Annotated in this window: 14 protein-coding genes and 1 pseudogene; 8 read left to right on the top strand and 7 right to left on the bottom strand. The window is 63.7% G+C overall.

Annotated features, from left to right (window positions below; all coding sequences use genetic code 11):
• Positions 1–212: 212 nt before the first annotated feature.
• Complete coding sequence (msrA, locus tag IHE30_RS03010) at positions 213–758, top strand: peptide-methionine (S)-S-oxide reductase MsrA (RefSeq protein WP_443193593.1); 546 nt, start codon at positions 213–215, stop codon at positions 756–758.
• Between the two features lie 92 nt (positions 759–850).
• Here the strand turns inward: msrA and IHE30_RS03005 are convergent, their stop codons facing one another.
• From IHE30_RS03005 to pdxH, 3 genes are all read right to left on the bottom strand, one after another.
• On the bottom strand, positions 851–1,999 hold the full coding sequence (locus IHE30_RS03005; RefSeq protein WP_337688716.1) for a DUF72 domain-containing protein: 1,149 nt from the start codon (positions 1,997–1,999) through the stop codon (positions 851–853).
• A complete protein-coding gene (locus IHE30_RS03000) occupies positions 1,927–3,141 on the bottom strand; it encodes a cyclopropane-fatty-acyl-phospholipid synthase family protein (RefSeq protein WP_337688714.1) in 1,215 nt (404 codons plus the stop codon). The genes IHE30_RS03005 and IHE30_RS03000 overlap by 73 nt, the downstream gene beginning before the upstream one ends.
• A 128-nt stretch (positions 3,142–3,269) precedes the next feature.
• Positions 3,270–3,908: a pyridoxamine 5'-phosphate oxidase gene (pdxH, locus tag IHE30_RS02995; RefSeq protein WP_337688712.1), complete on the bottom strand. Its 639-nt coding sequence runs from the start codon at positions 3,906–3,908 to the stop codon at positions 3,270–3,272.
• A 161-nt stretch (positions 3,909–4,069) separates the two neighbouring features.
• Between pdxH and tcdA the strand changes: the two genes are divergently transcribed.
• Positions 4,070–4,993 carry a tRNA cyclic N6-threonylcarbamoyladenosine(37) synthase TcdA gene (gene tcdA, locus IHE30_RS02990; RefSeq protein WP_337688710.1) on the top strand — a complete coding sequence of 308 codons (924 nt, stop codon included), beginning with the start codon at positions 4,070–4,072 and terminating at the stop codon, positions 4,991–4,993.
• Here tcdA and trxA read toward each other — a convergent pair.
• Complete coding sequence (trxA, locus tag IHE30_RS02985) at positions 4,985–5,833, bottom strand: thioredoxin (protein ID WP_337688987.1); 849 nt, start codon at positions 5,831–5,833, stop codon at positions 4,985–4,987. The two genes, tcdA and trxA, sit on opposite strands and share 9 nt — an antisense overlap.
• A gap of 280 nt (positions 5,834–6,113) precedes the next feature.
• On the opposite strand from trxA, the gene IHE30_RS02980 reads away from it, so the two are divergent.
• Both IHE30_RS02980 and IHE30_RS02975 read left to right on the top strand, forming a co-directional pair.
• Positions 6,114–6,359, top strand: coding sequence for a hypothetical protein (locus IHE30_RS02980; RefSeq protein WP_337688708.1), 246 nt, complete (start codon positions 6,114–6,116; stop codon positions 6,357–6,359).
• Positions 6,360–6,595: 236 nt separating this feature from the next.
• The gene (locus tag IHE30_RS02975; RefSeq protein ID WP_337688706.1) at positions 6,596–6,754 is read left to right on the top strand and encodes a hypothetical protein; all 159 of its coding nucleotides are present in this window, start codon (positions 6,596–6,598) and stop codon (positions 6,752–6,754) included.
• A 135-nt stretch (positions 6,755–6,889) separates the two neighbouring features.
• Here the strand turns inward: IHE30_RS02975 and IHE30_RS02970 are convergent, their stop codons facing one another.
• Positions 6,890–8,698 (bottom strand): glutamine--tRNA ligase/YqeY domain fusion protein, encoded by a 1,809-nt coding sequence (locus IHE30_RS02970; protein ID WP_337688705.1) that lies wholly within the window; start codon positions 8,696–8,698, stop codon positions 6,890–6,892.
• Between the two features lie 224 nt (positions 8,699–8,922).
• On the opposite strand from IHE30_RS02970, the gene IHE30_RS02965 reads away from it, so the two are divergent.
• Together IHE30_RS02965 and ggt are read left to right on the top strand one after the other, a co-directional pair.
• Positions 8,923–9,132, top strand: coding sequence for an ornithine carbamoyltransferase (locus tag IHE30_RS02965; RefSeq protein WP_337688704.1), 210 nt, complete (start codon positions 8,923–8,925; stop codon positions 9,130–9,132).
• 119 nt (positions 9,133–9,251) lie between these two features.
• Positions 9,252–11,015 carry a gamma-glutamyltransferase gene (gene ggt / locus IHE30_RS02960; RefSeq protein ID WP_337688702.1) on the top strand — a complete coding sequence of 588 codons (1,764 nt, stop codon included), beginning with the start codon at positions 9,252–9,254 and terminating at the stop codon, positions 11,013–11,015.
• Between the two features lie 70 nt (positions 11,016–11,085).
• Here the strand turns inward: ggt and IHE30_RS02955 are convergent, their stop codons facing one another.
• Positions 11,086–11,580, bottom strand: coding sequence for a hypothetical protein (locus tag IHE30_RS02955; RefSeq protein ID WP_337688701.1), 495 nt, complete (start codon positions 11,578–11,580; stop codon positions 11,086–11,088).
• A gap of 1 nt (position 11,581) precedes the next feature.
• Positions 11,582–11,905 (bottom strand): CoA transferase, encoded by a 324-nt coding sequence (locus IHE30_RS02950; RefSeq protein WP_337688699.1) that lies wholly within the window; start codon positions 11,903–11,905, stop codon positions 11,582–11,584.
• 159 nt (positions 11,906–12,064) lie between these two features.
• Here IHE30_RS02950 and alaS point away from each other — a divergent pair, with 159 nt between their 5' ends.
• Together alaS and IHE30_RS02940 are read left to right on the top strand one after the other, a co-directional pair.
• Positions 12,065–14,689: an alanine--tRNA ligase gene (gene alaS, locus IHE30_RS02945; RefSeq protein WP_337688697.1), complete on the top strand. Its 2,625-nt coding sequence runs from the start codon at positions 12,065–12,067 to the stop codon at positions 14,687–14,689.
• 4 nt (positions 14,690–14,693) lie between these two features.
• Positions 14,694–15,020: pseudogene (locus IHE30_RS02940) on the top strand (YbfB/YjiJ family MFS transporter); the annotation flags it as partial.
• Positions 15,021–15,117: the final 97 nt, after the last annotated feature.

The following is a 15,117-nucleotide window of genomic DNA, read 5'->3' as shown; positions in this document are numbered from 1 at the left end:
AGTGATGCGTTGAATGAGGCGAAGACACGATTGTAGCGGATCGGGCGCGGGCCGGCTGATCGAGCTGCTGGGTGTCCGTGAGGCGGTACCGCGCGCCGATGGGCGGGCGGGGACAAGACTCGATGGACATGCCGCACGATGACGGGATGCCTGACTCGATGGAGGATTCCTGACTCGATGGGGGTTTCCTGACTGATTGATAGAGGGCAATGATGAGCGAAGTGGCGACGCTGGGTGGAGGATGTTTCTGGTGCCTCGAAGCGGTGTTCCTGGATGTCGAAGGTGTCACGGCCGTTGAGTCAGGCTATGCGGGCGGCCATGTCGACGCTCCAGCGTACGAAGCGGTGTGCCGTGGCGAGACTGGACATGCGGAGGTCGTCAATCTGACGTTCGATCCGGCGGTAATCGGTTATCGCGAAATCCTGGAGATTTTCTTTGCCATGCACGATCCGACGCAACTGAATCGGCAAGGTAACGACGTCGGCACCCAGTATCGGTCGGTGATCTTCACGCATTCGGGTCAACAGGCACGCATCGCGACAGCGTTGCGCGACGAGCTTGCGGCGCGCCGGCTCTATGAGGCGCCGATCGTCACGCAGATCGAGCTGCTGGCGGGAAACTATTGGCCGGCCGAAGCCTATCATCAGAACTATTTCGCGAACCACCCAGCACAGGGCTATTGCTCGTTCGTGATCGCGCCGAAGGTGGCCAAGTTCCGGCAGTGTTTTGCGCACCGGCTCAAGTCGCGGCGCGCCTAGCGACGCAGGCCCATGCTCGTGCTGGCCCGCCGGCACGCCGAGATAGGGCGCCTGGCCAAGCCCGCTACGCGACACCGTGCACAGCGGCGAAACTATCCGGGCGCAGCCAGTTGGGCAACAATTGCATCGGCCAGCGCGATGCACGAGAGCGGGGCGCATCCCTCGGCGTTGTTGCTGACCGTGATCAGCACGGATTGGCCTGCGCGTGCGTGGCGTGCCGCCAGTGCGGCGAGTGCCTCGCGCGTATCGCGGTCGTCATCGAGCAGCGTGTCGAATGGAGCGTACCGCGCTTCTGCCTGCTGGTGCTTCAATCCCGCATGAAGATTCCAGCGCACGACCAACGGGCCGGGCGTGTCGCAGTCGAGCAGCGCCAGCGCAGCAGCCTGGCGCTGCACGGACGGCATCCGTGCGTGGATGCCGATGCAGTAGCGCACGCGCGCGGCTCGCAGGGCCTTCATCAGCCGGGGCGTCAGCAGGATCGCGTCGCGGATTTCCACCGCGTACACGACCCCGTCGGGCAGCGCTGGTAGCGCCTCCAGAAACGGCTGCAAGCGCTGCACGAACGCGGCTGGATCGGCAATCCATCTGTCGGGCAGCGGCGGGAACTGGAACACCAGTGCGCCCGCCTTGTGGCCGAGCCCTTGCAGGCACGGCTCGATGAACTCGCGCTGCGCTAACCCGGTATCGAGGAAGCATGGATTGGCTTCGCCCGGCATGCCGCGCTCACCGCGCACCGTCGCATCGGTAATGCTCGACATCGCCTTCACGGTGAAGCGGAACGCATCGGGCACCTGCGACGCGTAACGTGCATAGTCGCCGATGGTCAGTGGTGCATAGAAGGTCCGGTCGATGCTGACACTGCGCAGCAGCGGATGCGCGCTATAAGCGGCTAGCCCATTGCGCGACAAACGGCTGTCGCTGTATTCGTCGCCATAGACGAGGCCATTCCATCCCGGGTACGACCACGACGATGTACCGAGGCGCACGTTGGGCGGCAACGCGGCGCCCAGTCGCTGGCAACGCTCGTCGATGCGCGCCGGCAGGATCTCCCCGCGCGAGCAGTGACGCGCCGCCGCAGCGGTCACGGGCTTACCGGTAGCGGCCGGCGTCGCCGGCGGGGGCGTGCCGAACAAATGAAATTGGCCGTCGTTGGGTGGCGCTGGCTCGGTCACAGTGGATTGGCGTACATGTAGCGGCGTGACCAGGGCAGCGTGCACGCGGGTCGTCCGGCCTTGCGGCATACCACTTGATAGATCGACACGTCATCGTTGTCGAACGCGTATGCGCACCCGGCCAGGTACACACGCCAGATGCGGAATTTCTCGTCATCGACGAGCGCCTTCACTTCGGCCGCGCATTTCTCGAAATTCTCAGTCCACAACTCGAGCGTGCGCGCGTAGTGTCGACGCAAGCTCTCGACGTCGGTGACCTCCAGCCCGCCGTGCTGCATCGCTTCCAGCGCCAGGCTGATATGGGGCAGCTCGCCGTGGGGGAAAACATACTTGTCGATGAACTCGCCGCCACCCAGCGCGGTTTCGCCGCTGTTGAAGTCGCTCGACGTAATGCCATGGTTCATTGCGATGCCGTCGTCCGTAAGTAACTCGCGGATCTTGCTGAAGTACAGCGGCAGGTTTTTGCGACCGACGTGCTCGAACATGCCGACGCTGGTGACGCGGTCGAATTGCCCCGACACGTCGCGGTAGTCCTGCAGCCGGATCTCGATCCTGTCCTGCAGCCCCGCGTCCTTGACGCGTTGCGTGGCCAGCGCGAATTGATTTTCAGACAGTGTGACGCCAACGCACTGTGCGCCGAACTTCTGCGCCGCGCGCAGCACGAGCGCCCCCCAGCCGCAGCCGATATCGAGCAGCCGCTGCCCAGGCTGCAGCTGGATCTTAGTCAGGATGTGGTCGATTTTCTTCAGTTGCGCGGTATCCAGATCCTCGTCGCCCTTTTCGAAATAGGCGCACGAATAAATCATGTTCTTATCTAGCCACAGCTTGTAGAACGCGTTGGACACATCGTAGTGGTACTGGATCGCCTTCTTGTCCGAGGCTTTCGTGTGCGTGAAATAGCGCCGCACGCGCGCCAGCTTGCTGGCATGGGTGACCGTGCTGCGGGCCAGCGAGTAACCGACGCGGATCACATCGGATAGCTTGCCTTCGATATCGATCTTGCCCTTGATATACGCTTCGCCGAGGTGGTCCAGGCTCGGGTCCAGCAGCAGCGGCAGCGCCGCAGCCGTGTTGACCTTCAGCGTGACTTGCGGCGCCGCAAACTGGCCGAAATCATGCTGCTGTCCGTCCCACAGGACTAGACGTGCGGGCAAATTAGCCTTTTCGCGCACCTCCGAAACCCATTGCGCAAGCTTTTTTTCCCAGAACATAAGAATTCTCCTGTTCGTTGAAACGCAAGCAAAGCAACTGTTGTTCGTCTGTGATGCAAACTTTCCGGCCCGCGACGTGGCCCCGCGTGAAGCCTTGTCTCGCAACGCGCCGGCATGGGCAGGCAGGGTCACGGCGACAGGCGCACGATCCTCCAAGTGTTGTCCGGATTGCGCAGGTACTGGATTCGATCATGCAGCCGCGATGGCCGCCCCTGCCAGAACTCGACCGCGTCTGGCACCAGTCGGTAGCCGCCCCAGTGCGGTGGCCGCGGCGGGTGGTTGCCGAACTGCGCCGCGAAGTGGGCTTCACGCGCTTGCAGTTGCGCGCGGTCGCGCAGCACCGCGCTTTGTTCCGACGCCCACGCACCGATGCGCGAGCCGAGCGGACGGGACGCGAAATAGGCGTCGCTTTCGGCGTCGGCGGTCTTGCACACCTTCCCCTCGATGCGGACCTGGCGCTCCAGCTCAATCCAATAGAAGAGCAGCGTGGCGTACGGGTTGTGCGCCAATTCGCGACCCTTGCGGCTCTGGTAGTTGGTGAAGAACGTGAAACCTTGCGCATCGATCCCCTTGATCAGCACGATGCGGGCGTCCGGCCGGCCACGCTCGTCAACGGTGGCCAGTGTCATCGTATTCGGTTCGGGCAGTTGTGCGTCGAGCGCCTGTTCGAACCAGCGTTCGAACTGCTTGATCGGATCGGCGTCGACATCGGCCTCCGATAATGTGCCAAGCGCGTAGTTCTTGCGTAGGTCAGCGAGGGAACTCATCTTTTTATGCGGTCGCTTACTATGGGGCGAGTATATCGGAAGACGGCGATAGCCGCTCGACAGGGCGACGCAGCCGCCACAGGCAAGGCACAATAGCGGTTTGGCCACCGCATCGTGCATGAGGTGCGGCGGTGTTCCTTCTGCCTCTCCAACGCTAGACCATGTCCACTTCGCATGCCATCCACACCGCGTCATCTGAACCGTGCGCCGCGCGTGCGGCGCCAGCCGATCCAGCCTCGGAAACCGGGGAATTCGAGACAGCTGACCATCCGCGCCGTTTTGGCGGCGTAGCACGATTGTACGGCGCAGCCGCGCTGCAGGCATTCGAGCGTTGTCATGTCGCAGTCGTGGGCATCGGCGGGGTCGGCTCGTGGGTGGCCGAAGCGCTGGCGCGCAGTGCGATCGGGCACCTGACACTGATCGACCTGGACCACGTCGCGGAGAGCAACACAAATCGCCAGATCCATGCATTGAACGGCAACTATGGCAAGCCGAAGGTCGGCGCAATGGCGGAGCGGATCGCAGCGATCCATCCGCAGTGCGTCGTCACGCAAGTTGAGGATTTTGTCGAAGCCGACAATCTGGACGCGCGGTTGGGCGTCGGGTACGACTTCATCGTCGACGCCATCGATAGCGTGCGCACCAAGACGGCGCTGATCGCATGGTGTGCTCGGCACCGGGTGCCGTTGGTGACGGTGGGCGGCGCGGGCGGGCAACTCGATCCGACGCGGATTCGCATTGACGATCTGGCTCGCACAATACAGGATCCGCTACTAGCCAAGGTACGGACACAGTTGCGCAAACACCACGGATTCCCGCGCGGGCCGAAGGCCAAGTTCAACGTCCCGGCGGTCTACTCCGATGAGCCGTTGATCTATCCGCAGGCGGCCGCATGCGATTTGGACGGCGAGGAGGCCGTGCATGCCGGCGCGCCGGACATGGGCACGGCGCCGATCGGGCTCAACTGCGCGGGCTTCGGCTCGAGCGTGTGCGTGACCGGCAGCTTCGGCTTTGCCGCCGCAGCCTATGTGCTGCGCGTATTGGCCGCGCGCCAGCCGAATTCGGCGCGCGGCTGTTCAGAATAGCGCGCTGCTCAGCTTGCGGCGCCACTGCGAGACCAGGTGCGGCTGCCCTGACGCAAGATCAAACACCGACAGCATCGTCTTGCGGCCGATGTCGTCACGGAACGAGCGGTCGCGCTTGACGATCTCCAGCAATTGCTCGAGCGCGCCGGCATAGTGACGCGCGGCGATCCATTGGCTGGCCAGGTCAAAGCGTGCTTCCAAATCCCCCGGATCATTCGCAATGCGCGCTTCCAGCGCGCTCGTATCGGGCAACTCGGTGGCCACCGCGGCTGCGTCCAGCCGGGTCTTCAGCGCGTTGTAGCGCGCGTCGATGCCCTGCGTGGTTCGCGGCGACAGGAATTCGGCCTCGGCCCGCGCGTCATCGAAACGATCGTCGTCGAGCAGCCACTCGATCAGGTCCAGGCGCGCCTCGTCAAATCCCGGATCGAGTGCCAGTGCCGTGCGCAACCGGCCCAGCGCTTCGTCGGTGCGGCCCTCGGCCCGCAGGGCGTGCGCGGCGCGGCGCTCGGTTTCGGCGGCGTCAGGCACCAACTGGTCGATGAAGCGGCGCAATTGCCCTTCCGGCAGCACGCCGACGAACTGGTCCACTGGCCGGCCGTCGACGAACGCAATCACGTGCGGAATGCTGCGAATGCCAAGATGCTGTGACAGCTCCGGATTGTCGTCGGAGTTGACTTTCGCGAGCTTAAAGCGTCCGCCGTACTCGCGCTCGATTTTTTCCAACAGCGGGCCGAGGACCTTGCACGGGCCACACCAGGGCGCCCAGAAGTCGACCAGTACTGGCACGTTTCTCGATGCGGCGATCACGTCCTGCTCGAAAGTCTCAAGCGTCGTGTCCATCATGTTCCTCGCAAAAAAGAATTGGCTGTCCGACTACCAAATGAGGGTGATCTTGCATAATTCAACGGTCCGGTAACGGCGCCCATTCGGTCTCACCGGACCTTGTCCCTCGTCTGCTGCCGCCATGCCTGTTGCTGGGACACCGATTGGAACGTCGCTGCGCGCGCGGTGTTGCCCGGGGCGTTACAACTGCTTACTTTTCGCCGTCAACGGTGTGGTTGGCCATCGCGTTTTTGTAGCCAAGCGCGACTGTTTCGCGCGTTCGGAAAAGGAGTCCGACATGAGTAAGCTGCTGATCGCATTGACCGCTGGTCTGTTCGCCGCTTCCGCGGCATACGCGCAAGGCGCGGCATCGACGCCCGTGGTGGCGTCCGCGCCTGCCGTGACAGCGTCCGCACCGGCGGCCGCCAGTGGCGTGAATACCAAAAAGCACCATGCACGCCACCATCACGGCGCGAAGGCGAAAAGTGCCGAGCAACGAAAGGCGGCAAGCCACCCCGACAGCGGTGGCACCGGTTCGAAGTAACCGATCCGGGCACGGGCGCGCTCAGTGCGTCCCGCGCCGCGACCGCTGCATCTCGGTGTTGCACATAGCCTCGCCCGCCTCAGCGCACGAGGCTTTTTAAGTTGGTGCGGCGTGCCGCCGGTACCGCCGCTGGCCTCATAGGCTTGACGGACAGGCTATCTTGATGGGCGTTTGCGTGGCCCGAGCAAGGCCGCCGCGTGGCAAATGCCATACGACAAGCCGTTAAGGAACGCAAAGTGTTTCCAAAGGACCAGCCGCTCGCGTTCGAAGAGCCGGCGCCGATCCGCGTGTCGGTCGCCCAGATCTCGGCTGTGTCGGTGCTCGTGGTGGCCTACTTGGCGTTCGCCGCCACGCTGCTCGGCTATAGCTTGTGGGATCGCCTGCTGACGCGCTAACTAGCCGCGCAGGTCGCGCTGTTTTCGCTGTTAGTGCCGATCGTCGGGCTGAGCGCCGCGGCGCTTTGGCTAGGCGAGGCGCTCCCCCTGCCGCAATGGCTCGGTGCGGTTCGGGTGTCCGTTGCATGCCACTTGTTACGCGGATTTGCCCCAACTGTCACGCAGGCTGACGATCCGGTTGAACACCGGCTGGCCGGGCATCGAATCGACACGGTCCGCGACGAAGTAGCCGTGTCGCTCGAACTGAGCCCGCTCCTCGGGCAGGAACTGTTGTGCGTCCGGCTCCAGGTAGGCGGTAACCACGCGCTTAGCATCCGGATTCAGCGCTTCGAGGAAGTCACGACCGCCGGCATCTGGCTGCGGCTCCTTGAACAGCCGGTCGTACAGGCGCACCTCGGCACGGTACGCATGCGCGGCGCTGACCCAGTGGATGTTGCCCTTGACCTTGTAATGGTTCGAACCCTCGGTCCCCGACTTGCTGTCCGCGAAATAGTGGCAATGCACCGCGACGATGTTGCCGTGCTCATCCTTGTCCGCGCCCGTGCATTCGACGACGAAACCGTAGCGCAGCCGCACGCGATTGCCCGGGAACAGCCGGAAATAGCCCTTTGGTGGATTTTCGTTGAAGTCCTCACGCTCGATCCACAGCTCCCGCGAGAACGGGAAGGTCCGCGTGCCGCGCTCCGGGTGATGCGGATGCACCGGCGCGCTGCATGTTTCCTCGCTATCTTGCGGATAGTTGTCCACGATAAGCTTGAGCGGATCGAGTACGGCGATCGCGCGAGGCGCCTTCTCGTCCAGATCCTCGCGTAGTGCCGCTTCGAGCAGTCCAAAGTCGATCCACGAGTTGATCTTGGTCAGTCCGGTGCGTTCGCACATCAGCCGGATGCTCTCTGGCGTGAAGCCCCGACGGCGCAACCCAACGATCGTCGGCATGCGTGGATCGTCCCAGCCGTCCACGTGCTTGCCTTCGACCAGTTGCAGCAGCTTGCGTTTGCTCGTAATCACGTACGTCAGGTTGAGCCGCGAGAACTCGATTTGCTGCGGCAGCGGGCGTGTGAAGATGCCGGCATCGGCCAGTTCCGCGAGAAACCAGTCGTACAGCGGCCGATGATCCTCGAACTCCAGCGTGCACAACGAATGCGTGATGTTCTCCAGCGCATCGCAGATGCAGTGCGTGTAGTCGTACATCGGATACACGCACCATGCGTCACCAGTGCGATAGTGATGAGCGAAGCGGATCCGGTAGATGACCGGATCGCGCATGTTGATGTTCGGCGACGCCATGTCGATTTTGGCGCGCAGCACATGCGTGCCTTCGGCAAATTCGCCAGCCTTCATCCGGCGAAACAGCGCCAGGTTTTCCTCCGGCGTGCGGTCGCGATACGGTGACGGCGTGCCCGGCTCGGTCAGTGTGCCGCGTGTGGCGCGCATCTGCTCCGCGCTCTGGCTGTCCACATAGGCCTTGCCGCGCTGAATTAGCAGCTCGGCGAACGCGTACAGCTTGTCATAGTAGTTGCTGGCGAAGTACAGGTGCTCGCGACCGTCCTTCTGCCAATCGAAGCCGAGCCACCGGACCGCGTCGATGATCGAGTTCACATACTCGACATCTTCCTTTTCTGGATTCGTATCGTCAAAGCGCAGGTGGCAAACGCCGCCGTAGTCGCGTGCGATGCCGAAGTTTACGCAGATGCTCTTGGCGTGGCCAATGTGCAGGTAGCCATTCGGCTCCGGCGGGAAGCGCGTCTCGACCCGTTGGCCCCACTTTCCGGACCGGTTGTCGTCCTCGATGATGTTGCGGATGAAGTTCGACACAGTGGCTGGTTCAGCCGATGCGTTCGTGGGTGCGCCCGAACCGCCGCCGGCCGGCGGCACGCTAGCAGGGGCGGCAGGGTGTTGGCCGGGCTTGGCACCCGATCTTGCGTCGTTGCGTTCGATATTCATGAGCGGGCAGGGTGGGCCGGCCCGTGCCCGGGCCGGACAATGTTCATGACATTGCATTTTACCCGAGGTGACGGCGCGATACGGGCTGCGTGGTGCGATCGGCTGGCGGGGGCCGCGACCGTAACATCTGTAACAGCCCGTAAAACTGTTTGCCACCCCGCGCCTCGGTCTCTTAGGATCCCTGAGCTAGCGCATGCGCGCGGCCCCGCTCATAAGGAGAAGACATGAACGCGAAGGCGTTGACGCTCGCAAAGGTGGTGGTCCTGGTATCGCTCGTTCCGGCATTGTCCGCGTGCGGGTCGTTGTCGCGCTCGGAAAAACACGCGGCGATTGGTGCGTCGGCCGGGGGCGCACTCGGTTACGTGCTGACCGGTGGGCCGCTGGGCACGGTGGTGGGCGCGGCCGCTGGCGGCCTGGTCGGCGCAGGCCATTGATGCGTGATTCTGGGCGATAAAAAACGTAGTCCTCACTGGCGTGCTTTTTGACGTGTTGCGCCGTGTCGGTCAGTAGAATCATATTACTTAATATATTAATTAAATTAAGGAGATATCACATGCGCCTGGACGACACCTGTCGTTGGCCGCGCGCCATACTAAGCATCGTGGCCAATGCGGTTGCACTGTCGTTGCCGTTGTCCTTCGTCGACAACGAAGTGGCCTTTGCGAGGGCGCCCGTCCAAACCCCGGTGCTGACCGCGTCGGCCATCGCGGTGGCCGACAAGTACAGCGCCGATGCTGCCCAGCAGATCTTCAACGAAGGCGGCAACGCGATCGACGCGGCGGTGGCCATCGCGTTCACGCTGGCAGTCACGTATCCGGAGGCGGGCAATCTTGGCGGGGGCGGCTTCATGACGCTGTACATGGAAGGCAAGCCGTACTTCGTTGACTACCGCGAGCGCGCGCCGGCCGCCGCGTCGCGCAACATGTATCTGGACGGTAAGGGCAAGGTGGTCAGCGGCATGAGCCTGGTCGGCGAGAAGGCCGCCGGGGTGCCGGGCACCGTTGACGGCATGTGGCAGGTGCATCGCCGCTTTGGACGCTTGACATGGAAGCAGGTGCTGGCACCGGCAATCCAGTACGCGCGCCAAGGCTTCGAAGTCGAGCCGCAACTGCAGCAGGTGCGCGAAGCGGAGGAAAAGCACTATGAGGGCAAGACCAATTTCAGCCGCTATTTCGGTGCGTTGAAGGCCGGTACCACGTTCAAGCAACCGGAGCTGGCTCAGATGCTGCAACGCATTGCCGATCACGGCGGTCGCGAATTCTATACCGGCAGGACCGCCGAGTTGATCGCCGCGCAGACGCGCGGCAGCAAGTGGATCACCCGGCATGACCTGCAGCAGTACCGGGCCGTGTGGCGCCAGCCGATCATCGCGAACTGGAACGGTTACCAGGTCATCACCGCGCCGCCGCCGAGCTCGGGCGGCATCGGGTTGATCCAGCTGCTGAAGATGAAGGAGCGCCTGCGCAGCCGCTTCGCCGGCGTGCCGCTGAACTCGCCGCAGTACATCCACCTGGTCGCGGAGATTGAGAAGCGCGTGTTTGCCGACCGCGCGCAATACCTGGGTGATCCAGCATATTATAAGGTGCCGGTCGCGCAGCTGATCGACGAGTCGTACCTGACCAGGCGGGCGGCCGAGGTCGACCCGAAGGTGCCATCGGACACCCGTAGCGTGCAGCCAGGCCTGGGCATGGTCACGGCGCAGCGCGTGAGCCGCGTCACGGCGAACGAGCGCGCCGAGACCACGCACTATTCGGTAGTCGATAAGTGGGGCAACGCCGTGTCGAATACCTATACGATCAATGGCTATTTTGGCTCCGGGGTGGTTGTCGAAGGCGCGGGCTTCCTGTTGAATAATGAGATGGACGGCTTCTCGTCCAAGCCCGGGGTGCCAAACCTGTACGGGGTGGTTGGCAGCGATGCCAATGCGATCGAGCCCGGTAAGCGGCCGCTGTCGTCGATGACACCGACGATCCTCACGCGAGACGGCAAGCTTGCGCTGGTAATTGGCACGCCAGGCGGCTCGCGTATCTTCACATCCGTGTTTCAGGTCATAACCGACCTGTACGACTTTAAGATGCCGGCCAACGAGGCCATTGCCGCGATGCGCTTTCATCATCAGTTGCTGCCGCCCAACACGATTTTTTGGGAGCCGTACCGGCCGATCGAGGGTGAGCTTGCGCAGCAACTCCAGGCGCTCGGCTATACGCTGCAAGGGCAAGCGTTCAACGGCGACGTCCAACTCGTGAAGATCAACGGCGATACGCCCGAGCCGGTGGCGGACCCGCGCAAGCGCGGCGTCGCGAGGGTGATCCGGTAGGGCGGCTATCCGATGCGGCGTCGCGCTTGCGCGACGCTCAGAACGAGCGAGGCGCGAGCGCTAACACGAATTACAGCTTGAGCATAATCAGCAACGTCAGCGGATAGAGTGTGGCAAAGCCCTCGCGACGGCAGCGCGTGGCGTTCGCGCCTATCTCGGCGAGCGCGATCGCGAGCACGGCACAACTGGACGACTGCAGCGCGCCAAGCGTATCGTGCAGCAGTGCCAACCCAAGCGCGAAGCCGAACAACAGTGAGCCGGCGCTCGACGAGAATGCCGACACGCGGCGCTCCACGTGGTGCAGCGCGGCGTCGAGCCGCCGCGCGGCGCCATCCGGCATGAACGCGAGCACGAGTGCGCCGCAACACTGGAGCGTGCAGGCCAGCGCCATCGCTGCAAAGGCAAGGTAGAGGAACGAAACCGGCAAGGCAAGCTTATCGATTGCGTACGGGCGCCCGCACCACTGCAGCGCGAGCGCGGCGGCCAAGCCCAGCGCGCCGAACAGCGGTAGATCGTGCCGCAGGTCGGGCCACAGCTTGAACCATGTGCTGGGTGCACGCTCCATGTCAGATAACCTGTGGCTCGCGTAATGCGGCGAGCGTGGCCGCGTTGTAGCCGAGCCATTCGGCCAGCACTTTATCGGTATGCTGGCCAGGGGCCGGCGGCGCGAGGCGGGCTTGCGGCGGCGTCGCGCTCATCTTCACCGGGTTGGCCACCCGTATCGCGGTGCCGCCGCTCGAATGCGGCAAACCGACGCGTAATCTTCGCGCGATGACTGGCGGATCGTCGAATACGGGTTGAAGGTCGTTGATCGGCCCGCATGGCACGTCCGCACGCTTTAGCGCCACGCGTGTCAGGTCCAGGACGCGCAACTGAGTCAAGGCTCCCATAACCGAACATGTCTCCTTGCAAGTGCGACGGTTGCAGCGATTATACGGGGGGCAGGCTGGTGCGCCCATCCCGTATAATCAATCGTTTAAACGGACGCGCCCGTGTCCGGATTTACCCGATGCGCTGGCGCGCCAGCGACAGACCACTCGAAGCACGCTATGAAAGCCGCTGAAATCCGCGAGAAGTTCCTGAGATTCTTCGAATCGAAGGGCCATACGATCGTTCGCTCGTCGAGCCTCGTGCCCGCCAACGATCCGACGCTGCTGTTCACCAACTCCGGCATGGTGCAGTTCAAGGATGTATTTCTGGGCGCCGACACGCGGCCGTACTCGCGGGCCACGACCGCGCAACGCAGCGTGCGAGCTGGTGGCAAGCACAACGACCTGGAGAACGTTGGCTATACCGCTCGGCACCATACGTTCTTCGAGATGCTGGGCAACTTCTCGTTCGGCGATTATTTCAAGCGCGACGCGATCCACTATGCGTGGGAGCTGCTCACACGCGTCTACCAGCTGCCGCCTGAGAAGCTAACCGTAACCGTCTACCACGAGGACGACGAGGCGTACGGCATCTGGGCCAACGAAATCGGCGTGCCGCTCGAGCGGATCATCCGCATCGGCGACAACAAGGGTGCCCGCTATGCATCGGACAATTTCTGGCAAATGGCCGATACCGGTCCTTGTGGCCCGTGCTCGGAGATTTTTTACGATCATGGCCCGCAGGTGTGGGGTGGGCCGCCCGGATCGGCCGACGAGGAAGGCGACCGCTTCATCGAGATCTGGAACCTCGTGTTCATGCAATTCAACCGCGATGCGCAAGGCAACCTGACGCCGTTGCCCAAGCAGTGCGTTGATACCGGCATGGGCCTGGAGCGGCTCGCCGCGGTGCTGCAGCACGTGCACAGCAACTACGAGATCGATTTGTTCCAACGGTTGATCGCCGCAGCGGCGCGCGAAACCGGCGTGTCGGATCTTGCGCACAACTCGCTGAAGGTGATCGCCGACCATATCCGCGCGTGCAGCTTCTTGATCGTTGACGGCGTGATTCCGGGCAATGAGGGGCGCGGCTACGTGCTGCGCCGCATTGTGCGTCGCGCGATCCGCCACGGCTACAAGCTTGGCCGCAAGCGCCCGTTCTTTCACCGGCTAGTCGAGGATCTGGTCGGCGAGATGGGGGCCGCCTATCCCGAGCTGACGGCGGCGCAGCAGCGCGTGACCGACGTGCTGCGCCAGGAAGAGGAACGATTCTTCGAGACGATCGAGCACGGGATGTCGATCCTGGACGCCGCGCTGTCCGAGCTTGCGGCGCGCGACGTGAAAGTGCTCGACGGTGAGCTTGCGTTCAAGCTGCACGATACGTACGGCTTCCCACTGGACCTGACAGCGGACGTGTGCCGCGAGCGGGGCATCGGCGTCGATGAGGTGGCGTTCGATGAAGCGATGGCGCGCCAGCGCGAGCAGGCGCGTGCGGCCGGCAAGTTCCGGATGACCCAAGCGCTCGACTACACGGGCGGCAAGACGACATTTCACGGCTACGACAAGCACGTGTTCGACGATGCCAAGGTCGTCGCGGTGTATGTCGACGGCATGGCGGTGCCATCGCTGCGGGCGGGCCAGCAGGGCGTGGTCGTGCTTGACCAGACGCCTTTCTATGCGGAGTCGGGCGGCCAGGTCGGCGACCAGGGCACAATCGGCAATGCGACGGTGCGCTTTGCGGTGTTTGACACGTTGAAGGTGCAGGCCGACGTGGTCGGCCACCACGGTACCCTCGAGCAGGGCGAGCTGAAGGTCGGCGATGTCGTTAGCGCCCGTGTCGATGCCGAGCGGCGCGCACGCACTGCGCGCAATCACTCGGCGACGCACCTGATGCACAAGGCGCTGCGCGAGGTGCTGGGCCCGCATGTGCAGCAAAAGGGCTCGCTGGTCGATCCGGACAAGACCCGTTTCGATTTCTCGCATCATGCGCCGCTCAGCGATGACGAGATTCGTCGCGTCGAGGCGATTGTCAACGCCGAGGTGCTGGCCAATACGCCGGGCATCGCGCGAGTGATGTCATTTGACGACGCGGTCAAGTCGGGCGCGATGGCGCTATTCGGCGAAAAGTACGGCGACGAGGTCCGCGTGCTCGACCTGGGGTTCTCGCGCGAGTTGTGCGGTGGTACGCACGTGCGGCGCACCGGCGACATTGGTTTGTTCAAGATTGTGTTCGAAGGGGGGGTGGCGGCCGGTATCCGTCGTGTCGAGGCAATCACTGGTGACAATGCGGTGCGCTATGTGCAGGGCCTGGAGTCGACGCTCGCGGGGGCTGCCGCGGCATTGAAGGTCCAGCCGGCGGAGCTTGCCCCGCGCATCGCACAGGTGCAGGATCAGTTCAGGGCGCTGGAGAAGGAGCTGGCGCAGCTCAAATCGAAGATCGCGTCGAGCCAGGGCGACGAGCTGGTGAGCCAGGCGGTCGACGTGGCGGGCGTGCGTGTGCTGGCGGCCCAGCTCGAAGGCGCCGATGTAAAGACGCTGCGTGAAACGGTGGACAAGCTGAAGGACAAGCTCAAGCATGCAGCGATCGTGCTGGCCAGTGTTGACGGTGGCAAGGTCAGCCTGATCGCCGGCGTGACGACCGACGCGAGCAAAAAGGTCAAGGCCGGCGAACTGGTCAACTTCGTTGCGCAGCAGGTCGGCGGCAAGGGCGGCGGCCGTGCGGACATGGCGCAGGCGGGTGGCACCGATCCGTCGAAGCTGTCGGCGGCGCTCTCCGGCGTCAGGGAATGGATCCAGGCGCGGTTGTAAGCACGCCGCGGGCATCGGGCTTAGCAACGCATCACCGACGGTCGCGGGTTTCGCGCTTGGCAGTTTGCTGGTCGGGCTGCCGTTTACGGCGATCACGCTGTTTGCAATGCGCGAGGCGCGCCGCCTGCACGGCGAAAGGGCTGCGGCACTGCTGGGCTACGCCACCGTCGTCTATGGCATCGGGCAGATCACCGGGCTGCTGGTGGCCGCGCCGATCGCCGAGCGCACAGGATCGTTTTCTGCCGCACTCGGGTTCGCGCTAGCGGCGTTATGGCTCGGCGCGGCTCTATTGGTAGTGGTGGCCCGCGCGGCAGGAGCGCGCGAGCGCTAACCGGCCACGCGCCTGTCGGCCTGTCGCATCGTCGGCGTGTGGCAGACGATGCACGGCGCGACCAGGCGGCGCCTCAAAGCCGATACAATAGGCGGCT

The sequence above is a fragment of the Mycetohabitans sp. B46 genome, assembly GCF_037389205.1.
Taxonomy (GTDB): Bacteria; Pseudomonadota; Gammaproteobacteria; order Burkholderiales; family Burkholderiaceae; genus Mycetohabitans.
Note: the sequence above shows the minus strand (reverse complement) of the source record. Positions and strands in the feature narration are given on the sequence as shown.